The organism is Sunxiuqinia sp. A32 (assembly GCF_052690465.1).
In genome coordinates, this window is sequence record NZ_JBQYLI010000026.1 from 36,791 (window position 1) to 59,052 (window position 22,262).

Annotated in this window: 18 protein-coding genes; 16 read left to right on the top strand and 2 right to left on the bottom strand. The window is 38.3% G+C overall.

Features of this window, described 5'->3' with window-relative positions:
• The first annotated feature begins 57 nt into the window (after positions 1–57).
• From ACUNWD_RS19380 to pyrF, 7 genes are all read left to right on the top strand, one after another.
• A complete protein-coding gene (locus ACUNWD_RS19380) occupies positions 58–1,197 on the top strand; it encodes a glycosyltransferase family 4 protein (RefSeq protein WP_445589517.1) in 1,140 nt (379 codons plus the stop codon).
• A gap of 14 nt (positions 1,198–1,211) precedes the next feature.
• Complete coding sequence (locus ACUNWD_RS19385) at positions 1,212–1,835, top strand: ribonuclease HII (protein ID WP_445589518.1); 624 nt, start codon at positions 1,212–1,214, stop codon at positions 1,833–1,835.
• Between the two features lie 127 nt (positions 1,836–1,962).
• Positions 1,963–3,207, top strand: coding sequence for a hypothetical protein (locus ACUNWD_RS19390; RefSeq protein ID WP_445589519.1), 1,245 nt, complete (start codon positions 1,963–1,965; stop codon positions 3,205–3,207).
• A 141-nt stretch (positions 3,208–3,348) separates the two neighbouring features.
• Entirely contained in the window at positions 3,349–4,536 is a 1,188-nt protein-coding gene (kbl, locus tag ACUNWD_RS19395) for a glycine C-acetyltransferase (protein ID WP_445589520.1), read from the top strand.
• 116 nt (positions 4,537–4,652) lie between these two features.
• Positions 4,653–5,819, top strand: coding sequence for an AIR synthase related protein (locus ACUNWD_RS19400; protein WP_445589521.1), 1,167 nt, complete (start codon positions 4,653–4,655; stop codon positions 5,817–5,819).
• Between the two features lie 73 nt (positions 5,820–5,892).
• On the top strand, positions 5,893–6,978 hold the full coding sequence (gene prfA, locus ACUNWD_RS19405) for a peptide chain release factor 1 (RefSeq protein ID WP_445589522.1): 1,086 nt from the start codon (positions 5,893–5,895) through the stop codon (positions 6,976–6,978).
• A gap of 93 nt (positions 6,979–7,071) precedes the next feature.
• The gene (pyrF, locus tag ACUNWD_RS19410; protein ID WP_445589523.1) at positions 7,072–7,905 is read left to right on the top strand and encodes an orotidine-5'-phosphate decarboxylase; all 834 of its coding nucleotides are present in this window, start codon (positions 7,072–7,074) and stop codon (positions 7,903–7,905) included.
• A gap of 71 nt (positions 7,906–7,976) precedes the next feature.
• Here the strand turns inward: pyrF and ACUNWD_RS19415 are convergent, their stop codons facing one another.
• Positions 7,977–8,375 carry an HU family DNA-binding protein gene (locus ACUNWD_RS19415; protein WP_445589524.1) on the bottom strand — a complete coding sequence of 133 codons (399 nt, stop codon included), beginning with the start codon at positions 8,373–8,375 and terminating at the stop codon, positions 7,977–7,979.
• Between the two features lie 248 nt (positions 8,376–8,623).
• Between ACUNWD_RS19415 and ACUNWD_RS19420 the strand changes: the two genes are divergently transcribed.
• The gene (locus ACUNWD_RS19420; RefSeq protein ID WP_445589525.1) at positions 8,624–9,925 is read left to right on the top strand and encodes a DUF2851 family protein; all 1,302 of its coding nucleotides are present in this window, start codon (positions 8,624–8,626) and stop codon (positions 9,923–9,925) included.
• On the top strand, positions 9,906–10,946 hold the full coding sequence (locus ACUNWD_RS19425; protein WP_445589526.1) for a potassium channel family protein: 1,041 nt from the start codon (positions 9,906–9,908) through the stop codon (positions 10,944–10,946). Before ACUNWD_RS19420 ends, ACUNWD_RS19425 begins: the two co-directional genes overlap by 20 nt.
• A gap of 81 nt (positions 10,947–11,027) precedes the next feature.
• On the opposite strand, the gene ACUNWD_RS19430 is transcribed toward ACUNWD_RS19425, so the two are convergent.
• Positions 11,028–12,512, bottom strand: coding sequence for an alpha-L-fucosidase (locus ACUNWD_RS19430; RefSeq protein WP_445589527.1), 1,485 nt, complete (start codon positions 12,510–12,512; stop codon positions 11,028–11,030).
• 245 nt (positions 12,513–12,757) lie between these two features.
• Between ACUNWD_RS19430 and rpsO the strand changes: the two genes are divergently transcribed.
• The 7 genes from rpsO (at position 12,758) to ACUNWD_RS19465 (ending at position 22,191) form a co-directional block, all read left to right on the top strand.
• Positions 12,758–13,027 (top strand): 30S ribosomal protein S15, encoded by a 270-nt coding sequence (gene rpsO / locus ACUNWD_RS19435; RefSeq protein ID WP_445589528.1) that lies wholly within the window; start codon positions 12,758–12,760, stop codon positions 13,025–13,027.
• A 106-nt stretch (positions 13,028–13,133) separates the two neighbouring features.
• Positions 13,134–15,392, top strand: coding sequence for a polyribonucleotide nucleotidyltransferase (pnp, locus tag ACUNWD_RS19440; protein ID WP_445589529.1), 2,259 nt, complete (start codon positions 13,134–13,136; stop codon positions 15,390–15,392).
• Between the two features lie 57 nt (positions 15,393–15,449).
• Positions 15,450–15,932 carry a hypothetical protein gene (locus ACUNWD_RS19445; protein WP_445589530.1) on the top strand — a complete coding sequence of 161 codons (483 nt, stop codon included), beginning with the start codon at positions 15,450–15,452 and terminating at the stop codon, positions 15,930–15,932.
• A gap of 75 nt (positions 15,933–16,007) precedes the next feature.
• Entirely contained in the window at positions 16,008–18,110 is a 2,103-nt protein-coding gene (locus ACUNWD_RS19450; protein ID WP_445589531.1) for a prolyl oligopeptidase family serine peptidase, read from the top strand.
• 78 nt (positions 18,111–18,188) lie between these two features.
• Positions 18,189–18,827 carry a deoxynucleoside kinase gene (locus ACUNWD_RS19455; RefSeq protein ID WP_445589532.1) on the top strand — a complete coding sequence of 213 codons (639 nt, stop codon included), beginning with the start codon at positions 18,189–18,191 and terminating at the stop codon, positions 18,825–18,827.
• Between the two features lie 95 nt (positions 18,828–18,922).
• Positions 18,923–20,677, top strand: coding sequence for a tetratricopeptide repeat protein (locus tag ACUNWD_RS19460; RefSeq protein ID WP_445589533.1), 1,755 nt, complete (start codon positions 18,923–18,925; stop codon positions 20,675–20,677).
• 488 nt (positions 20,678–21,165) lie between these two features.
• Positions 21,166–22,191, top strand: a complete 1,026-nt coding sequence (locus ACUNWD_RS19465) for a hypothetical protein (protein WP_445589534.1) — start codon at positions 21,166–21,168, stop codon at positions 22,189–22,191.
• Positions 22,192–22,262: the final 71 nt, after the last annotated feature.

A 22,262-nucleotide genomic window follows, 5' to 3' on the forward strand; every position in this document is an offset into this window, starting at 1 on the left:
GGATAAAAGTAAGCATTTTTTGGGCAGACTTTGTACATTTGAGATGAAATCTATCTAATGAAAAATCAAATGGTCATTGCCGTTAATACCCGCTTATTGCAAAAAGGAAAACTGGAAGGAATTGGTTGGTTTACTCGCGAAACTCTTTCGAGAATTACGAGAAATCACCCCTATCATAAATTCATCTTCCTGTTTGACCGGCCATATGATGAAGAATTTATTTTCTCGGATAATGTCATTCCCGTTGTTATACCTCCTCCCACGAGACATCCAATTTTGTGGTATATGTGGTTTGAATTACAAGTACCCAGAATCCTGAAAAAATATAAAGTAGATTTATTCCTCTCACCAGATGGATACTTATCCCTCAATACTAAAGTAAAGCAACTTACAGTTATTCATGACATTAACTTTGCACACCGCCCCAAAGATTTACCCTGGTTGACAGCAAAATATTATAATTTCTTTTTTCCAAAGTTTGCCCGGAAAGCCAAACGTATTGCAACTGTATCATTCTATTCAAAAGAAGATATTGTCCGCACGTATAAACTTAATCCGGACAATATTGACGTTATCTACAATGGCGTAAATACCTTATACACTCCAACCGACACTGAAGAACAGGATCAAACTCGTTTGAAATACAGCAACGGAAAACCTTACTTTTTATATATCGGTTCGCTCCATCCACGCAAAAATATTTGTGGACTATTAAGAGCTTATGACGCATTTCGCACTTCCATGGATAGTAATGTTAAACTATTGATTACTGGCGGGGAAATGTTTAAAACCGGCGATATTACAAAAACCTATGAGGGAATGCGCTTTAAGGATGATGTGATATTTACCGGAAGATTAACAATCCAGGACTTACACCAAGTTCTAGGAGCAGCCCTTGCGTTAACGTTTGTTCCTTTCTTTGAAGGATTCGGTATCCCGGTGATTGAGGGCATGAGCGCTGGTATTCCTGTAATTTGTTCAAACACGACTTCTCTTCCCGAGGTTGGTGGTAATGCTGTTTATTATGCCGATCCATTCGACATCAGCCAAATAAAAGATGCCATGATTAATGTACTCGAAGATGAACAACTCAGGATGGATTTAATAAGAAAAGGACACGTACAACAAAAGAAATTTAGTTGGGACAAAACCGCAGACCAACTCTGGGGAAGCATTCAGATTTGTTTAAACACCTAAAAGTTGAATGAGTTGTGAGAAAGAGTAAAGTGCAAAATTCCCTGAAATTATTTTTAGAAGAAGGAAGAATTGAAGCTGGATGCGATGAGGCCGGAAGAGGTTGTTTGGCTGGTCCTGTGGTTGCTGCAGCCGTAATTCTCCCACCACATTTCGAAAACAGTTTACTAAACGACTCAAAAAAACTAACAGAAAAACAACGCTACCAGTTGCGACCTGTTATCGAGGCAGAAGCTATGGCCTTCGCAGTAGGTATTGTCAACAATATTGAAATTGATGAGATTAATATATTAAACGCTTCTTTTTTAGCAATGCACCGGGCAGTTGAGAAACTTTTGAAAATTCCGGAACATCTATTAATTGATGGTAATCGATTCAAACCTTTTCCTGAAATTGAACACACCTGCGTTATCAAAGGCGATGGGAAGTTGCTACCGATTGCGGCAGCTTCAGTAATTGCAAAAACCTATCGGGATGATATGATGATTAAACTTCATCAAAAATTCCCGAATTATCAATGGGATAAAAATAAAGGTTATCCTACCAAAGCTCACCGAAATGGAATCAGAGAATTTGGAACTACACCTTTTCACAGAATGAGTTTTCAATTACTCGACAACCAACTTCGCCTTGACCTCTAAATGTAAATATTTCTTAATAGACGTTTTTTTTCTCATTTGACATGCAAATCAATGGTTGATAATCAATTAATCTTTCTAATTTTGCGCGTAACCAAAACCACTAATAAAATTCTACGTCGATTTCATTATGAAAACTCTGAAGCTATTTTCAATTTTACACGTCTTTTTGTTGCTGTTTACCTTCAATGTTTATTCACAGGAATCGGAATCACAGGTAGGTGATGTCAATGTTTTTGTTGATGCTCCTGGTATTGATTTTAATTTTCTTCGTGAAGAATTGAAACATGTTAATTATGTACGAACCAGAGAAGCCGCAAATGTACATTTACTGGGAACTTTAGACCGAACCGGAAGTGGTGGCCGTGAATATACGTTTTACTTTATTGGACTAAAGGAATTTGACACACTTAACGATACCTTATCTTATTTTTCATCAGGAAGTGATACCGGAACTGAAGTTCGTGAAGGATACACAAAAGTTATAAAAATGGGAATGGTTCGTTATCTGGCTCATGCTCAGGAATGGGTTGACCTGATATTTAACGGACATCATGAAAAACCTGTTGCTATTGAAAAAGACAAATGGAACAGTTGGGTCTTTGACATTGACTTAAACTCCAACATAGCTGGTGAAGAAGCCGAACGTGAATTTGATTTAGACTTATCACTTGAAGCAACCAGAATTACACCAGAATGGCGATACGAATTCGACTTTGACAACAACTATGATGAAGACTGGTATGACACCGGTGAAGAAGAAGTTATAGCAACCCGCTTATCCAGAAAATTTGAATCACTAATTGTAAAAAGTATTGGTGACCACATGGCAATTGGGATGGAAAATGGAATTTCAACGAGTAGCTATAACAACATCAAATTGAATTATTGGTTCTTCCCTGCGATAGAATATAATCTTTTCCCATACGAGTTGTCCAGCAGAAAACAACTTCGTTTCTCATATTTTGTAGGTTACAATGGAAGACAATACAATGACACAACCATTTTCAACAAAATAGATGAAGATTTATTCCGTGAACGATTTGCAATCGCGTACAGAGTAAAAGAAGAATGGGGATCTGCATACACCTCAGTTTCTTTTCAAAATTACTTTCATGACTTTCAGAAAAACAGCCTTTCAATTTGGTCAGGATTGTACGTTCGGGTTTGGAAAGGATTGTCTTTAAATGTATCTGGAAATTACTCGATGATTAACGACCGCCTCTCTATTGAAAAAGCTGAAGCCAGTATCGAAGAAATTCTTTTAAAACAACGACAAATGGCTACGGCTTATCGTTATCAGATACGCATGGGGCTTTCATTTACTTTTGGTTCTTTATTCAACAATGTTGTAAACCCACGACTAAAAGGATAACCGACTTATTTGCCATTTTATAATTTGATTTAAAGATCAGAATCCGGAATTTGTGATTTATTTCACTTTTTCAGATTAAGTTATTCACTTACTTTGTACTGATTGATTATTCTGACTTTTTAACCCTCAAATAATTCTGGCATGTACGGAAAAATAAAGCAAGATTTACAAGACACCTTAGAAAGCTTAAAAGAACAAGGATTATACAAAGCTGAACGCATTATTACCTCTTCTCAAAGTTCAGAAATAACTGTTAATAATAAAGATACTGTACTGAATTTCTGTGCTAATAATTATCTTGGCCTGGCTAATCACCCTGAAGTTGTGAAAGCAGCTCAAACCATAATGAATGAATGGGGATTTGGTCTTTCTTCGGTACGTTTTATATGCGGAACACAACAAATTCATAAAACGCTGGAGCAAAAAGTTTCTGAGTTTTTAGGAACAGAAGACACCATTCTATATTGTGCAGCTTTCGATGCGAATGGTGGTGTTTTTGAGCCACTTTTAGGCGATGACTCAGCCATCATTTCTGATGAATTGAACCATGCTTCCATTATCGATGGGGTAAGGCTTTGCAAAGCTCAACGTTTTCGTTACAAACATTCCAATATGGAAGAATTGGAGCAATGTTTAAAAGACTCACAATCCACAAAATATAGAATCATCGTAACAGATGGTGTTTTTTCCATGGATGGTGATTTAGCCAAGTTGCCCGAAATTGTTGAGTTAGCGGATAAATATGATGCATTGGTAATGGTCGATGATTCTCATGCATCGGGTTATATAGGAGCAACCGGGCGTGGTACTGCTGAACATTTCGGCTTACTTGGTAAAATCGACATTATTACAACCACATTTGGGAAAGCTCTTGGAGGTGGAAATGGCGGTTGTACTTCTGGACGCAAAGAAATTATCGAGATGCTTCGCCAACGTTCTCGTCCTTATTTATTTTCCAACACATTGGCACCTGCAACTGTCGGAGCAACTTTAAAAGTTCTGGAGATGCTTACTTCTTCATCCGAATTACAAAACCGGACAATGGAAAATGCCAACAACTTCCGCAGTAAGATGGAAGCAGCGGGATTTGATCTAGTAAAAGGCGAAACCGCGATTGTTCCGGTAATGCTTTATGATGCACCATTGGCTGTAAAATTTGCTGATGAATTACTAAAAGATGGTATTTATGTAATTGGCTTCGTATTCCCTGTTGTTCCAAAAGGCAAAGCACGAATTCGTGTTCAATTATCTGCTGCTCATACACCAGAACAAATCGATAAAGCGGTGGATGCATTCATTAAAGTTGGCAAAGAATTGAAAGTTATTTAATCAACTCAAAATATGAAAATAGGGTTGTTTTCTGTGCGAAAACAACCCTATTTTTCTTCCTATAAAAAATCGCTTAAAAATATTAACTTTGTGCCTCGAATTTAGTAAGAGAATTTATGAGCGACAGTAGGTACATGGCAAGGGGTGTTTCGGCTTCAAAAGAAGACGTGCACAACGCCATAAAAAATATTGACAAGGGATTATATCCAAAAGCATTTTGCAAAATCATTCCCGACATTTTAGGAGGAGATTCAGATTGGTGCAACATTATGCACGCCGATGGTGCGGGTACCAAATCTTCACTGGCATACATGTATTGGAAAGAAACCGGTGACATCTCAGTATGGAAAGGCATTTCTCAGGATGCACTAATTATGAATATTGACGACCTGCTTTGCATAGGTGCAACCGACAATATTTTATTGTCATCAACCATCGGTCGCAACAAAAATAAGATTCCCGGCGAAGTCATTGCTGCCATCATCAATGGAACCGATGAACTTTGCGCTGAATTGCGGGAAATGGGTATTGGAATTTATCCTACCGGAGGTGAAACTGCAGATGTAGGTGATTTGGTAAGGACCATTATTGTCGATTCAACCGTTACCTGCCGAATGAAAAGAGATGAGGTCATTTCTGCAGATAATATTCAAGCTGGAGATGTAATTGTAGGTCTATCATCATTTGGAAAAGCAACCTACGAAAAGGAATATAATGGTGGCATGGGAAGCAACGGATTAACTTCTGCCCGTCATGATGTGTTCGCCAATTATCTTGCTGAAAAATATCCTGAAAGTTTTGATTCTGATGTGCCTGCCGAGTTGGTTTATTCCGGGAGTAAAAAACTTACTGACACAATTGAAGGGCTTGGATTAGATGCCGGCAAACTGGTTCTTTCGCCAACCCGCACTTATGCACCCGTTATTAAGAAAATTCTGGACCAGCATCGCAGCGATATACACGGAATGGTTCATTGCTCAGGGGGAGCACAAACAAAAGTATTGCATTTTGTTGATGGAGTGCATGTAATCAAGGACAACATGTTTCCAATTCCTCCTCTCTTTAAAATGATTCAGCAAGAATCGAAAACAGATTGGCAGGAAATGTATAAGGTTTTCAATATGGGACACCGAATGGAAATATACCTAAAGCCTGAACTTGCTGAATCTATTATAGAAATTTCAAAATCATTTGACATTGATGCTCAAATTGTTGGTCGGGTTGAAGCTTATGAAGGCAAAAAACTCACCATTCAATCTGAATACGGAACTTTTGAATATTAAAACTTGATACCCGATCTTTGATTCTGGACTGACAATCTAGTATCTTAAATCTTGTATCTAGCATCTAGAAAATATGGCAGATCATTCAATTTTAGAAAAATACGAAGCAATTCAACATCGCTTTGACGAAGTGGGGCAACAAATTACCGACCCTTCGGTGATGTCCGACATGAAGCGTTACGTGAAACTGAACCAGGAATACAAACGAATGGAGTCGTTGGTTCAGGCATTCAAAGAATATAAAGCTTTAGTTGACAACATTCGGTCCGGAAGGGAAATGTTGGCTGAAGAATCAGACCCGGAAATAAGGGAAATGGCGAAGGAAGAAATTGAAGCCAGCGAGGTTCAGTTGCCGGAAAAAGAGAAAGAAATTAAACTGCTGCTTGTTCCTGCTGATCCGGAGGATGGTAAAAATGCAATCCTTGAAATCAGGGCTGGAACCGGTGGTGATGAAGCAAGTATTTTTGCCGGAGACCTTTTCCGCATGTATACCAAATACTGTGAGAAAAAAGGTTGGCGAATGGAGATTACCAACGTGAATGAGGGAACTTCTGGTGGATACAAAGAGATTGTAGCCAAAATCAGTGGCGACGGTGTTTATGGTGTCATGAAGTACGAATCCGGAGTTCACCGGGTTCAACGAGTTCCTCAAACGGAGACGCAAGGACGTGTTCACACATCTGCAGCCTCGGTTGCAGTGCTTCCCGAAGCTGAAGAATTCGATATCGAATTAAAAACTGAAGACATCCGACGAGATGAGTTCTGTTCTTCCGGCCCAGGTGGACAGTCGGTGAACACCACTTACTCTGCAATTCGCTTAACACATATTCCATCAGGTATTGTCGTTCAGTGTCAGGATCAGAAATCAAAATTGAAAAACCTGGATAAAGCAATGGCTGAATTGCGTACTCGCCTGTATAACATGGAGTACCAAAAGTACCTGGATGAAATTTCATCGAAACGAAAAACGATGGTTTCCACTGGTGACCGTTCAGCAAAGATTCGCACCTACAACTGGCCGCAAGGTCGTGTTACTGATCACCGAATCAACCTGACTTTATATAATTTACAGGCTATTATCAATGGTGACATTGATGAAATTATCGAAAAACTACAAGTTGAGGAAAACGCTGAAAAACTAAAAGAAGCAGAAATTTAAACCGGGTTTCGGGTTACAAATTACGGAGTTCGTTTTTTTAAAACGCGGAACTCGCAACGTATATACCACTGTAAAAACATAGAATATTTCGCAATGAACAAAGAACAACTCTTCGAACAAATCAAAAATAAACGGAGTTTTTTATGTGTTGGATTAGACTCAGACATACTGAAAATACCAGCACACCTAAAAGATACTTCTGATCCCATATTTGCTTTTAATAAAGAAATTATTGATGCCACGCAAGACTTATGTGTCGCTTACAAGCCCAACCTGGCATTTTACGAAAGCTTAGGCGTTTCCGGTTGGGAAAGTCTTGAAAAGACCGTTCATTATATTCGTGAGAAATACCCCGAGCAGTTTATTATTGCCGATGCCAAACGTGGCGATATTGGAAACACTTCGAATTTATATGCCCGCGCTTTTTTCGATCACATGGATTTTGATGCGGTTACCGTTGCTCCATACATGGGAGAAGATTCGGTAAAACCATTCATGACATATCTTGACAAATGGGTGATTCTGTTAGCTTTAACTTCGAACAAGGGAGCCGCAGATTTTCAATATTTAAAAGACGAAGCAAGTGGTGATCAGTTGTTTGAATCGGTATTAAAAACATCGCAAAATTGGGGAGATACTGATCAGATGATGTACGTGGTGGGTGCCACCAAGGCAGAAAAGCTAAAAGAAATCAGAGTGATTGTTCCAGAACACTTTTTGCTGGTTCCTGGAGTTGGTGCACAAGGCGGAAGCTTAGAAGAAGTTGCCAGAAACGGTATGAATGATCAATGTGGATTACTTGTCAATTCGAGCCGCGGAATTATATATGCCTCTTCAGAAACTGACTTTGCTGAAAAAGCTCGCGAAGCTGCCATGGAAGTACAGGTGGATATGGAAGAATTGTTGCTCGAAGCAGATTTGCTTTAGAAGAACAAAGATATTAGATTCAAGAACCAAGATACAACCCGGCTAAACAGTCGGGTTTTTTGTTGCCCGTTTTAATATTTATTAAGCTTCGATTTTTCATAGTCCGGAAAACGCACAGCACGCTTCAACTCTGATCCGGGAGAAAAATGCACCTGCACACCTTTAATTAGTCGGTAAGCATCTACTCGTGGCTGTTCGGCAGACTCACTTTTTAAGTGAAGACTAAAAATCCCCAACTCTCCAAGCTCCACAGTTTGGTTATTCAACAACAATTCAGGCACCAAATCAGCCAACCCAGTAAGTACTCCAACCACATCTGCCCTACTCAACGACGATCGTTCGGCGAGCTTTGAAGCAACATCATTTAGTGTTGATTTCTGGCGCTCACAAGCCCTCACATAATATTTATAAGCACCACCACCTTTGATCCCGGGTGTCGCTTGCTTAATCAATTTGTATTTTACACTCATTATCTAATTAAATCATAAATTATTAATAGCTATTAAATTTAAATCTAATACTTATTAAAATGAAATATAATACCTATTATTTTATTAATTGATACCTATTATATTTTATTTACTCACTAGAGAGTTATCCATTCATAAGCAGAAAAAAATCATCAGGTGCTGAATGCTTCTGCAAACAAAACAACCACTACTGGAAACCAAATAATTTAATTTGTTTTTCATAACTTTAATGAAAAATCCACCCTGTTATGAACGAAGCTTTCCTACAATTTATCTGGCAACATCGCTTGTATTATGCGCAGAACATGCAAACCACTGATGGTGATATTATTGAGATAATTCAGCCGGGGCAACACAATACCGATTCGGGGCCTGACTTTTTTAATGCACGAATTAAAATCGGAGAAACGTCCTGGGCCGGGAATGTCGAAATTCATCAAAAAGCGTCTGACTGGAACCGTCACCAGCACGAAAAAGATGCTGCGTACGACAATGTTATTTTACACGTGGTGCAATGCAACGACCATATTGTCTTCAATTCGAACAAAGAAAAAATTGCAACCTATCAGTTCGACTACCCCAAACATTTAGAAACCAACTATGAGGATTTATTAAAATCGAAAGCATGGGTCGCCTGCGGAAGTATAATCAGGGAAGCCGACTTGCTGGAACTGAAAATCCGTTTTCACTCGTTAATGATTGAACGATTGCAACAGAAAACCAGTGAAATAACCGATAGGCTGGCTCAAAACAACAATGATTGGAACGAAACATTCTACCAGTTTCTTGCACGCAACTTTGGATTCAAAACCAATGCACTACCGTTCGAAATGCTGGCAAAAGCAGTACCCTTATCAATATTGGGCAAGCACAAAAACGATTTATTTCAGTTGGAAGCATTGCTATTCGGAACTGCGGGTTTGCTGAACCAAGAACTGTTAGGAGACGATTACTACCTGGCATTGCGAAAAGAATACTCCTATCTATTTAAGAAATATAAACTGAAACCAATAGAGGCTCATTTATGGAAGTTCCTACGATTACGTCCAGTCAACTTTCCAAGCCTCCGAATTGCTCAGTTTGCAAATTTAATTCATCAGTCGTCGGCTCTATTTTCACGATTAATAGAACTCACAGACTTAAAATCAATTCAAAAATTATTTGATATATCTGCGTCCAACTATTGGGATAATCATTATCGATTCAATAAAACAGCACCCATTCGTAAAAAACATTTGGGCGAGTCTGCATTTCAAAATATTGTAATTAATACCATTGTTCCATTCTTGTTTGTTTATGGAGATTATCATCATGTTGAAAAACTGAAAGATCTGGCATTAGACTACCTTGATTCAATCCCCCCGGAAAAAAATTCAATCATCTCAAACTGGGAGAAAATGGGAATTAAAGCCAGTTCAGCATTTGAAAGTCAAGCATTGATTCAATTAAAAAATTGTTACTGCAACCACAAAAAATGCTTAAATTGCCACCTGGGTGCAAAGCTCATTAAAAAAAACATTCCCGGGAATCATGAATCAACAGGTCAATAAATTTCAAGAGATTTCAAACCGAACGATACAGTTGGCAATTTTTTTATTTATTGCTACAATTCTCTCAGGCACGTTTGGATACATGTATCTGGAAGAACTAAAGCCAATTGACGCATTTTTCATGACGGTTATCACAATCTCAACAGTTGGATTTCGGGAAATCAAACCACTGTCTGATGTCGGCAAAATTTTCACTTCCGGACTTATTTTCTTTAGCCTGGGAAGCCTTGCATGGGTGGGTTCTACAATGGCCCGCTTTGTATTTGATGGAGAACTAAAAAATTACTTAAAAACATATCGCGTGGATAAAAAAATTGTTAAACTAAAAGATCATGCCATTATTATTGGATATGGCAGAAATGGAGAGCAGGCAGCAATGGAACTCCGTGATCATGGCATTAAATTCGTCATCATCGACAAGCGTGAGAATGTGATCAGCCGTATTCGGGAAGATGCCACTTTGCTCTACATTCGAGGGGATGCAACCCATGAGGAAGTCTTAAAACATGCAGGTGTTGATAAAGCCCGTGCTTTAATTGCTACGACTCCAAATGATGCGGATAATGTATTTGTAGCGCTTACAGCCAGAAGCATGAATCCGGCACTTCGAATTGTGAGTCGTGCATCAGAGATTGAATCAGTTACAAAATTAAAAAGAGCAGGTGTTACGAATGTTATCATGCCTGAACGAATCGGTGGACAACGGATGGCGAAACTGGTCACTCAACCCGATGTTGTCGAGTTTGTTGAAAACATTCTACTTCAAAAAAGTAAAGATGTAAGCCTGGAAGAAATTAGCTGCACCAACATGTCTGATCAGTTTGTAAATAAGCCCATCCAACAGCTTAAAGACATGGACACATCTGGGATCAACATCATTGGGATTAAAATCAGTGGTGCAAAATATGTTTTCAATCCCGATCCGGAACTAACACTTAGCCGGGGTGATCAGCTATTTGTAATTGGATCTGTTGAACAAATTAAGAATTTTCGAAATTTACTGGAAAAGGGGAATAATTAAGAACCGTCCACTTATTAATATAAAGAGAGTCCCGGAACAAGAAATGCCGGGACTTTTTTATTTGTTCACCTATTTATTGAGTTAATAAACCTCCACATTCGAGATAACCGGACAAGCTTTTGATTCAGTAATCGAAATCTTGATTTTATCGGTCTGAATTCCGCCAACAGGAATTATCCGCTTGTACCCTATTGTTGTCGCCGTTTTTACTATTTCCCAATTCCCATCTACTAACGCTTCAACATCAAAAGTTTTCACCCGTTGTCCAAGTTTGATGTACTCTTGAAGCACGACATAATTAACCGATTTCGCACCCTCCAAATTGATGACTAAATGTCCAGTTAATTCTTCATCGTTCGTTGCCCAATAAGTCTCGGGATTAGCATCAGTTACATTTGGGCCAGAATAGTCTTTTGATTTCCCTCGCACGCTTGATGCATCTACTCCAGCATTTAAGGCTAAATTTGTTTTAAACGCATCATCAATCATTTGCTTCCATTCTTTCAACGATGTAACATCATTTTCATGAATCAAGCCTCTGCGATCAGGAGGAATATTCAACAATAGGTTCGCTCCTCGCCCAACTGATTCCAGATATATTTTAAATAGGTTTTCCGGAGTTCGAACCTGGTCATCTTCATCAGCATGATAAAACCATCCTGGTCTGATAGACACATCCACCTCTGCAGGAATCCATGCGGTCCCGTCTTCCGAACCCCTATTGAGCAACTTGGTGATGCCACTTTTCCCAGCGTATAAAGTATCGGGAGTAATTGTATTCCAATTGGTCTCTCCCATAGATCCCCGTTCGTTTCCACACCATCGAATGTCTGGACCTGCATCACTAAAAAAGATCACCTCCGGTTCCATTTCCCTGACCATTCTTAAAGTTGTCGGCCAATCGTAATAGGTTGAACCATCAATTTTTCGTTTCTCATTGGCTCCCCCGTAATAGCCATCTCCTCCATTCGCTCCATCGAACCACATTTCAAAAACCGGCCCGTATTTACTGAACAATTCTTTCAATTGATTGCGATAGTATTCAACATATTCAGGAGTGCCATATTTTGCATGATTTCGATCCCATGGAGAAAGATAGATCCCAAATTTCAGATCATACTTTTTACATGCTTCATACACCTCTTCCACCACATTCCCGTTTCCATCCTTATACGGACTGTTTGCAATATCATGTTCTGTATATTCACTGGGCCATAAACAAAACCCATCATGATGCTTACAAGTCAGGATAATTCCCTTCAGCCCAGCTTCTTTTATTGTTTTTGCCCACTGGTTTGCATCTAATGCCGTTGGATTAAATACACTTGTACTTTCATCTCCATATCCCCATTCTAAATCAGTAAACGTATTTGTTGTAAAATGAATAAAAGCATATTGCTCCATTTGATGCCAGGCTAATTGGCGTTCGGTTGGAGTTGGTCCACAAGGTTCCGGAGGAGGAACTTGTTTACTGCAGCTTGTAAAAACTAAAGGGATAAATACAAGATAAAGGGACAATTGCCAAACTTTAGCCAGTTTCGCATAAAATCGTATCTTTTGTGACATGTTAGTTAGGTATTAGTTTCAACTTATAATTTTATCAAATTTAATAAATCAAATCAACAACCTGTCCTGTGCTATCACGATCCGTGATTGTTTCTCTCAAACACAAAAAGAAAAAAACGATAAAAAGTTGACATCCAAAGAATTTTAGTTATTTTTGCGCAGCTTTTAGAAATTAATTTTAAGCCGTTGTTATTGAATGCAATGCAACGGATTAAAGATTGTATCACAATTTAAAGACAAAGAAAATGTATTTAACTCCTGAAAAGAAGCAAGAGTTTTTTGAAAAGTTTGGAAAAAATGCTCAAGACACAGGTACTGCCGAAGGTCAAATCGCATTGTTTTCTTATCGTATTGCTCACTTAACTGAGCACTTGAAAAAAAACAAAAAAGATTACAGCACACAGCGTGCATTGATTAGTTTGGTAGGTAAGCGTCGTAGCTTACTTGATTACCTCAAGAAAAAAGACATTGAACGCTATCGTGCGATCATTAAAGAATTAAAATTACGTCGATAATTTTTCAAGAGAAAGGGCAATATATTTATTGCCTTTTCTTATTTTTGAAATCCCCACCACCATTCGACAAAGTTTGTATTGTTAAATTTTATCACAAAAATTGATTATGAATCAAGCAATTATTAAGACAATTGACCTTGGTGACGGCCGGACAATTTCGATTGAAACCGGACGATTAGCCAAACAGGCTGACGGGGCAGTTGTTGTTAGAATGGGTGACACCATGTTGCTGGCAACTGTGGTTTCAGCCAAAGATGCCAAAGAAGATGTTGATTTTATGCCGGTATCGGTAGACTATCGCGAAAAATTTTCAGCAGCAGGTCGTTTTCCTGGTGGATTCCTTAAAAGAGAAGCTCGTCCTTCAGATGATGAAATATTGGTTGCCCGTTTGGTTGACCGCGCGCTTCGCCCTCTTTTCCCTGAGGACTATCACGCAGAAACTGCAGTGATGATTAGCCTCATTTCTTATGACGAAAATGTAATGGCCGATTCATTGGCCGGGTTAGCAGCATCAGCAGCAATTGCTGTTTCTGATGTACCATTTGAAACTCCAATTTCTGAAGTTCGTGTTGCCCGTCTGGATGGTGAATTTATCATCAACCCAAGCAGTGCACAACTAGCTGAATCAGATATTGACATCATGGTTGCTGCGTCCTACGATAATATTATGATGGTTGAAGGTGAAATGGATGAAGTGTCCGAAGAAGAGATGCTGGATGCCATTAAATTTGCACACGAATCCATCAAAGTTCATTGTAAAGCTCAGGAAGAATTAGCAGCTGAAGTTGGCGTTGTTAAACGTGAGTATTGTCACGAAGTGAATAATGCAGAACTGAAAGCTAAAGTTGAAGCTGACTTGCTCGCTCCATGCTACGAAATTGCAAAACAGCAAATTAAAGACAAACAACTTCGCATTGAGTCGTTTGCTAAAATTGTCGATGAGTATGTAGAAGCATACTTGGAAGCAAATGCTGAAAATGAAGAAATTGACCTTGTTCAGGATGAAAAACTGATCAGACGTTACTACCATAAAGTTGAAGGCGAAGCAATGCGTCGCATGATTTTAGATGAAGGTATTCGTTTGGATGGTCGTAAAACAAATGAAATTCGTCCTATCTGGGGAGAAGTAGATTATTTACCAGGAGCTCATGGTTCAGCCATTTTCACTCGTGGAGAAACTCAATCACTTTCTTCCATCACTTTAGGTACAAAAATGGATATTAAGAAAATTGACAATGTAACTTTCCAGGGAACTGAGAAATTCCTGTTGCATTACAATTTCCCTCCATTTTGTGTAGGTGATGCAAAAACTCCTCGTGGATTAGGTCGTCGTGAAATTGGTCACGGAAACCTTGCTTTCCGCGCACTAAAAGGAATGATCCCTGAAGATTTCCCATATGTTGTTCGTGTTGTTTCGGATATTTTAGAATCAAACGGATCCTCATCGATGGCTACTGTTTGTGCAGGAACCATGTGTATGCTAGATGCAGGGATGAACATGAAGCGTCCTGTATCGGGTATTGCAATGGGATTAATTACCGACAAAGGTTCAGACAAATTTGCAGTTCTTTCTGATATTTTGGGAGATGAAGATCACCTGGGAGATATGGACTTCAAAGTAACTGGTACCGAAAAAGGTATTACCGCAACTCAGATGGACATCAAAGTTGACGGACTTTCTTACGAAGTACTTTCAAAAGCATTGCATCAAGCAAAAGAAGGACGTGAGCATATTTTAGGAAAAATCCTGGAGATTATTCCTGAGCCACGTGCCGAATACAAACCAAATGTACCACGTGTTGAAACTATTCAGATTCCAAAAGAAATGATTGGACCAATCATTGGACCTGGAGGAAAGAATATTCAGCAAATGCAGGAAGAAACAAAAACTGTAATTGTTATTGAAGAACGTGATGATTTTGGTTGGGTTGAAATTTCAGGATTGAACAAAGAAGCTCTTGATGCTGCCAAAGAGCGCGTTAAGCGAATCATTGCGATGCCGGAAAAAGGTGAAGTGTACAAAGGGAAAGTAAAATCAATTACTTCGTTTGGTGCGTTCATCGAAATTCTACCTGGAAAAGAAGGATTGCTTCACATTTCTGAAATTACCTGGGAACGTTTGATGAACGTGGAAGATGCCCTTAAGGTAGGTGAAGAAGTTGAAGTTAAATTGTTGGATATTGACCGTGATGGCAAATTTAAACTTTCAAGAAAAGTCTTATTGCCAAAACCTGAAGGTTATGTAGAACGTGAACGTCCTGAACGTGGTGACCGCGATCGTCGCCCTCCACGTCGTGACAATCGTGACAACCGTGACAATCGTGATCGCCGCGGGCCTCGTCCTCCAAGAGAAAACAGAGATTAAGCCAAGATATAAAATGCCCGCATTGTCGGGCATTTTTTCTTTTTAAAAAGATTTGAAATGGATTGGTACAATACTATAGAAAACACGACCAGGGAACAAACTGCAAACGCCCGGGAAAAAGACCTGCGCTTTTTCCGCATTGAAGAATTTCTTCGTATGGCAAAACACATAAACGAGTTTCACTCAAGCTGCAGAGAGTGTAATACATTCAAATACGAAATTGAAAAACAGGTGGATTCTATCGGACAAGCAGTCAACCATCCGGGAAAGGTTCGCCGGCAATACGATCGCTTGTTGGGAAAACTTTCGAAACATATGCAGAAAAAACATGAGTTTTATCCTCCATATCACTTTACTTATTTATTGGGGAGTATCTATCCTGCCGTTTCATCAGTTGCCGCTTATCTAATCAGTTTTTTATTTCCACAAATAAGTAGCTGGTTCTTCGTGATCCCTGCTTTTGTTCTTGGATTGTTGGTTGGCCAGCTAAAAGGCGCAAAAAAAGATTCAGACGTGAGAAATCGACAAAAACTATTGTAATATTTCCGATGATTCGGAGACAGATGGGATGATGTTTTCTATTTTTGAGAATCTTACTAATAAATCATCCTGAAAATGAAAGAACTTATTTACCTTATCGCATTATCATTTATGATTTCTTGCGCTGATCAATCAATTAAATACCCGGTTACAGAAAAAGGAGACGTAAAAGATACGTACTTTGGAACCGAAGTTTCAGATCCATACCGATGGCTTGAAGATGATAACTCGGAAGAAACTGCAGAATGGGTAAAAGCTCAAAATGAGGTTACATTTGGATATCTGGAAAGTTTACCAAATCGTGATAAGATCAATGCTCGATTAACCGAGCTGATGAACTATCCAAAATACAGCACTCCATTTAAAGAAGCCGGGAAATACTTTTTCTTTAAAAATGACGGACTTCAAAATCAGAGTGTTCTTTACATGACGGAAACTCTGGGGGGAGCACCTGCTGTTGTTTTAGACCCCAATACTTTATCGGAAGACGGAACGGTTGCTTACTCTGGCGGCGATATCTCTGACGATGGGAAATACCTTGCTTATAAAATTGCTCGCTCTGGTTCTGATTGGAATGAAATTTTTGTAAAAGATATTGAAACCGGAGAGCTTCTTGAAGATCACATACTGTGGGTTAAATTTTCAGGATTAAGCTGGTATAAAAATGGATTTTTCTATAGTGCCTATGATCAACCGGAAGAAGGTAGTGAACTATCAAAATCAAATGAACACCAAAAGATATATTATCACGAATTAGGCACAGACCAATCGTCTGATCAATTAATTGTCGAGGATAAAGAACATCCGAAACGAATGTTTGGAGCTGGCGTGTCGGAGGATAACCGTTTTATGTTTTTGACTAAAAGTGAAGCTGGAAATGGCAATGCTTTGTCAGTAAAAGACATGGAAAAGAAGAACAGCGAGTTTGTTCCATTGATGGAAAGTTTCGAATATGAATTTAATCCTATTGATAATGTTGGAAATGAATTATTCTGCAGGACAAATTATAGGGCACCAAAATATCGGTTGATAAAAATCAATGCCAATCATCCTGAAGAAGAAAACTGGGTTGATATTATTCCAGAAAAAGAAGATGTACTCCAATCCATCAGCTTTGTAGGAGGTAAAATTGTTGCCGAATACATGAAAGATGCCTGGAGCAAATTGGAAGTTTATGATTATGAAGGGGCTTTCTCTCATATTATTGAGCTTCCTGGAATCGGAAGTGCCGGATCACTTTCAGGTAAAAAAGACGAACCGATTGCTTTTTACAGCTACACTTCATTCAACACGCCTGGCGAAATTTACAAGTATGATTTTAGCACTGGAGAGTCAAGCCTGCATTATCGCCCCGAGGTTCAGTTTAATCCGGATGACTTCATTGTAAAGCAAGAGTTTTACGAATCAAAAGACGGAACCAAAGTTCCAATGTTTATCGTTCACAAAAAAGGAATTGAGCTAACGGGAGACAACCCCACTCTACTTTATGCTTACGGCGGTTTCAATATCAGCCTGACTCCAAGCTTCTCAACCTCACGCATAGTTTTTATGGAAAATGGTGGCGTATTCGCAATGCCAAACCTACGTGGTGGTGGCGAATACGGTGAAGAATGGCACAAAGCCGGAACGAAACTTCAGAAGCAAAATGTATTTGACGATTTTATAGCAGCTGCAGAACACTTAATTGAGCGCAATTATACAAACAGCAACAAGCTAGCTATCTTTGGCGGATCTAACGGTGGGCTGCTTGTTGGAGCGGTAGTAAATCAACGCCCTGAACTGTATAAAGTTGCAATCCCTGCAGTTGGTGTAATGGATATGCTTCGTTTCCATAAATTCACCATTGGATGGGCTTGGGCTGGCGATTATGGCACCAGCGAAGACGATAAAGAAATGTTTGAATATCTTTATGGATATTCACCATATCACAATATCAAACCAGGAACTAAGTACCCTGCTGTGCTTGTTACAACTGCAGATCATGACGATCGGGTAGTTCCTGCTCACTCTTTCAAATACATTGCCCGCTTACAAGAGTGTCAGGGAGGTAAAGCGCCTGTACTCATTCGAATTGAAACCAAAGCCGGCCATGGTGGTGGTAAACCAACTTCAAAAGTGATTGAAGAATATACAGATATGTGGTCGTTTATGTTCTACCATTTAGGGGTGAAAATGTAAGCATTCGATTAGATAAAACAGAATTAAATATTGTAATTTTATTTCCCGGAGGGTAAGTTCCTTCGGGATTTTTTTGTTATGAAAATCAATTATTTAGTCATAGAAGGAAATATAGGTGCCGGGAAAACAAGCCTTGCTACAATGTTGGCAAAGGAATTTCATGCGAAAGAAGTTTTGGAAGGCTTTAATGAAAATCCTTTTCTTCCAAAATTTTACGAGGATCGAGACAAATATGCATTCCCGCTTGAAATGTCGTTCTTAGCTGATCGTTACAGTCAGCTGAATAAGAATATCAGGGAATTTGAACTGTTTAGTTCTTTTGTGATTTCCGACTATTATTTCATGAAATCATTGATTTTTGCACAAAACACTTTATCGGAGACTGAATACCAGCTTTATCAGCGTTTTTTCAATATAATTTATGAGAAACTTCCAAAACCAGACCTCTATGTTTATTTGCATTTAGACGTAGATAACCTTCTGAAAAACATTGAAAAACGTGGTCGTAGCTACGAACAAAAAATGGATCCTCTCTACCTTGAAAAAATAAGTCAAGGGTATTTTAGCTTTTTTAATCAACAAAATAATTTTCCAATTTTAATATTAGATACCAATAAGATAGATTTTGTTCGAAATAAGGAACATTATAAAAGGATTGCCCAATTAATTTTTGAAAGGGACTATCCAAAGGGGATTAACAGGGTTTTAATGGATTAAAAAAGTCTGCTTTATCCTTTTATTTCATCAAAACATTGCTAATTTTGTGAACATTAACCGGAAATTTTAAAAATCAATATTCTAATACTGTCAATATGAAAAATTTTAACTTAAAACCTCTAGCCTTGTTCGCACTGGCAGCTGTTGTTCTTGCAAGCTGCTCCAGCCTTCAGAAAATGAAGAAAAATGCTGATCAAATTGATTTCAAAGTAACTCCAGAAATCCTTGAAGCTCACGGTGGTGACGTTGACGTTGCTATCAACGGACGTTTTCCTGCTTCATATTTCAACAAAAAAGCAACGGTTGTTGCTACTCCGGTATTGAAATATGATGGTGGAGAAACCGCTTTTGAACCTGTAACTGTTCAAGGTGAAAAAGTGGATGCTAACAACAAAGTTATTAGCTACAGCACAGGAGGAAGTTTTGCATATAAAGATGCAGTTGGTTTTACTGATGACATGCGTTTATCTGACCTTGAAATCAGAATTACTGCTTCTAAAGGAAGTAAAAGCTTGGATTTTGAGCCTATCAAAGTTGCCGACGGTGTCCTTGCTACTTCTACATTGGTTGTAAACTATCCATCTCCAATTATTGGTGTTCAGCGCGAAGCAAACACAACCGGTATTTACGATCCAAATATTGACAAATTCCAACGCATTGTGCCTGATCAGTATATTGCAGACATTCACTACCTGATCAACAGTTCATATGTTCGCGGAACTGAACTTTCAGCTGAAGACGTGAAAGAATTCTATGCTTATGCAAAAGATGCTGCTACTGCAGAACGTAAAGATTTAAAAGGTCTTGAAATTTCTGCTTACGCTTCTCCTGATGGTGAATTGGACTGGAACACAAAATTGGCAGAAAAACGTGAAGGTTCTTCTTCTAAAATTGTTGCTAAAAACTTGAAAAAAGAAGAAGTTGAAGCTGAATTGAAAACTAAATTCACTCCTGAAGACTGGGATGGATTCAAAGAGTTGATGGAAAAATCAAACATCCAGGATAAAGAATTGATCTTGCGTGTGCTTTCTATGTACTCAGATCCTGAAGTTCGTGAACGTGAAATCAAAAACTTGTCTGAAGCTTTCACTACTGTAGCTGACGAAATTCTTCCAAAACTACGTCGTGCTAAATTGATTGCTGATGTTGATTTAATTGGAAAAACTGACGAAGAAATTGCTGCTTTAGCTGATTCAGATCCTGCTTCATTAAACCCAGCAGAATTGCTTTATGCCGGAACATTAACTTCTGATAAGAACAAACAACTAGCTATCTATAACTCTTTCATGAAAGTTTATCCAAAAGACTGGAGAGGTTATAACAACGCTGGTATGGTATTGGCTCAACAAGGAAAATATGCTGACGCTAAGCCATTGTTCGAAAAAGCTGAAGGCATGAACAATGACGAGCCTATCATCAAAAACAACTTAGGTGCTGTTGCATTGACTGAAGGTGACATTGAAAAAGCTGAAACGTTGTTCGGTGCTGCTTCTGGCGCTGGCGAAGAAGTAAACCACAACTTAGGTATCGTTGCAATCAAAAAAGGCGACTATGACCAAGCTGTTAAGTACTTCGGCGAATCAGGTTCAATCAACGCTGCCTTGGCTAAAATGTTAGCTGGTGACAACAACGGGGCATTGAAAATCTTGAATGCTATCGATATGGAACAATGCTTCATGAAGCCTTACCTAACTGCAGTTATTGGTGCCCGTACAGCCAAAGAAAACTTGATGTTCGAAAACCTTGCTGATGCTGTTAAAAAGAATGCTGACTTGAAAGCTACTGCAAAAACTGATATGGAATTTGCTAAGTACTTCGAAGATGCTAAATTCAAAGCTATCGTAGAATAAGCTTTTCAAAAAGATATTTCAAAAGCGGTTTCGAAAGAGACCGCTTTTTTTGTGGGCTAAATTTCACATTTCCCTTTTATACCACGTCATCCTGAACTTGTTTCAGGATCTGCATCTAGCCCCCGTCAGTCAAGCAAATATGATCACGGCTTTACGCGATACGTAAGGTTCTATATTTATATATAGATTAAAATTTATTTTCATCTGTAAGAAAAATAATTTCTGCGTTGATGAAATTTTTGTTGCATTTAAATAGAAATTCGAATTGAGTTAAAAACAATCCAATTGCCTCCCCAAAATCATTCTTTTTAGATTGATAAACCAATTCAAAACCACTTAATCTGACGATGCATTCCTTTTCTTTCCCAGATCCTGAAACCAGTTCAGGATGACGTGTTCCAGTGTTTGTTTTTTTGGAGTAGCAATACGGTCAGGACATGTCCTGCCCCTGAACCAAACCTATTAACTAATCTGTTAAAAACAAAACAATGACTATCTATCTGCTTATCGTAATGTTTTGTAAATTTAAAGGAAAAATGAAAAAGGAATACATGTATGCAGAATATATTTCAAACGAAGGAAAAGAAAATCAAAGAATTCACAAATCATACATTTCAAGCTCAAGTATATTGAACGACATTGAGTATCCTAAAACAACAACTCCACCTAAAGAATTACTAAAATTCTATAATATCAATGAAAATAGCGTAAACGCGTTAACAAATAATTACTTATGGGCGGCTAATCCTTTGTCATTTAACGATCCATTTGACTGTCCTCGACAATTGTGGAGCATAAGCTCTTTTACACTCGAAACAATGAAACAGTTAGTTGATCCGAAAGCACATTTTCTATTCTCTAATGACCATGAATCAAATAGAGAATGGTTTCTGAAAATTAGATTAGCTTCACTCGGAATTATTAGTTTAAATGAATTACAAGATAAAAATCAAGATATTATTTGGGGATACTATACTAATCAAGAAGGATTCTCTATAAAATTCGACAGACATATATTAATAAAACAATGGGGAAATCCTTTTAGAATAGAATATTTAACCCCAGATGATTTTGATAGTTTTAACATTTATGAATTAAATACCGAAGAATTATTTCCTAGATTTTTAAGATGGAGTACTCAGAAAAAAGAAGTATGGGAGAATGAAAATGAATGGAGATTTATTTTCTCAAACTTAAAAATAGAAACTTTAAAAATGGATGCTTTCCCAACGGAAAGAAAGAAAAAGTATCCAACCAATGCTATTTTAGAGTTAAATCTAGGTTTAAGATTTCTCCCAATTGAAAATACCGTGCAATTTGATGACAATAGTATAACTGTCATCACTGATAGTATCAAACATAAAAACCACAATCTGCTATTAACTTACTTATCAGATAACCAAAACATAAGAACCAATCACATGTCCTTTAAACAAGACCTGAAGCTTCACCCAAGAGCATGCAAAATATTAAAAACAAGAGAAAATCGGTTTTTAATCAATTATCTTGAATAAATTAATTCATGACATTCGCAATAACTGTATATGACGCATTAAAAAAGCCATCCCTTTTCAGAGACGGCTTT

Excerpts from the sequence above, each read along its gene's own strand:
- ACUNWD_RS19420 (WP_445589525.1), top strand. The coding sequence starts at position 8,624 with ATGAACGAAGCTTTCCTACAATTTATCTGGCAACATCGCTTGTATTAT.
- ACUNWD_RS19415 (WP_445589524.1), bottom strand. The coding sequence starts at position 8,375 with ATGAGTGTAAAATACAAATTGATTAAGCAAGCGACACCCGGGATCAAA.
- ACUNWD_RS19460 (WP_445589533.1), top strand. The coding sequence starts at position 18,923 with ATGAAAAATTTTAACTTAAAACCTCTAGCCTTGTTCGCACTGGCAGCT.
- prfA (WP_445589522.1), top strand. The coding sequence starts at position 5,893 with ATGGCAGATCATTCAATTTTAGAAAAATACGAAGCAATTCAACATCGC.
- pnp (WP_445589529.1), top strand. The coding sequence starts at position 13,134 with ATGAATCAAGCAATTATTAAGACAATTGACCTTGGTGACGGCCGGACA.
- ACUNWD_RS19430 (WP_445589527.1), bottom strand. The coding sequence starts at position 12,512 with ATGTCACAAAAGATACGATTTTATGCGAAACTGGCTAAAGTTTGGCAA.
- rpsO (WP_445589528.1), top strand. The coding sequence starts at position 12,758 with ATGTATTTAACTCCTGAAAAGAAGCAAGAGTTTTTTGAAAAGTTTGGA.
- ACUNWD_RS19455 (WP_445589532.1), top strand. The coding sequence starts at position 18,189 with ATGAAAATCAATTATTTAGTCATAGAAGGAAATATAGGTGCCGGGAAA.
- ACUNWD_RS19445 (WP_445589530.1), top strand. The coding sequence starts at position 15,450 with ATGGATTGGTACAATACTATAGAAAACACGACCAGGGAACAAACTGCA.
- pyrF (WP_445589523.1), top strand. The coding sequence starts at position 7,072 with ATGAACAAAGAACAACTCTTCGAACAAATCAAAAATAAACGGAGTTTT.
- kbl (WP_445589520.1), top strand. The coding sequence starts at position 3,349 with ATGTACGGAAAAATAAAGCAAGATTTACAAGACACCTTAGAAAGCTTA.
- ACUNWD_RS19400 (WP_445589521.1), top strand. The coding sequence starts at position 4,653 with ATGAGCGACAGTAGGTACATGGCAAGGGGTGTTTCGGCTTCAAAAGAA.
- ACUNWD_RS19380 (WP_445589517.1), top strand. The coding sequence starts at position 58 with ATGAAAAATCAAATGGTCATTGCCGTTAATACCCGCTTATTGCAAAAA.
- ACUNWD_RS19450 (WP_445589531.1), top strand. The coding sequence starts at position 16,008 with ATGAAAGAACTTATTTACCTTATCGCATTATCATTTATGATTTCTTGC.
- ACUNWD_RS19390 (WP_445589519.1), top strand. The coding sequence starts at position 1,963 with ATGAAAACTCTGAAGCTATTTTCAATTTTACACGTCTTTTTGTTGCTG.
- ACUNWD_RS19425 (WP_445589526.1), top strand. The coding sequence starts at position 9,906 with ATGAATCAACAGGTCAATAAATTTCAAGAGATTTCAAACCGAACGATA.
- ACUNWD_RS19465 (WP_445589534.1), top strand. The coding sequence starts at position 21,166 with ATGACTATCTATCTGCTTATCGTAATGTTTTGTAAATTTAAAGGAAAA.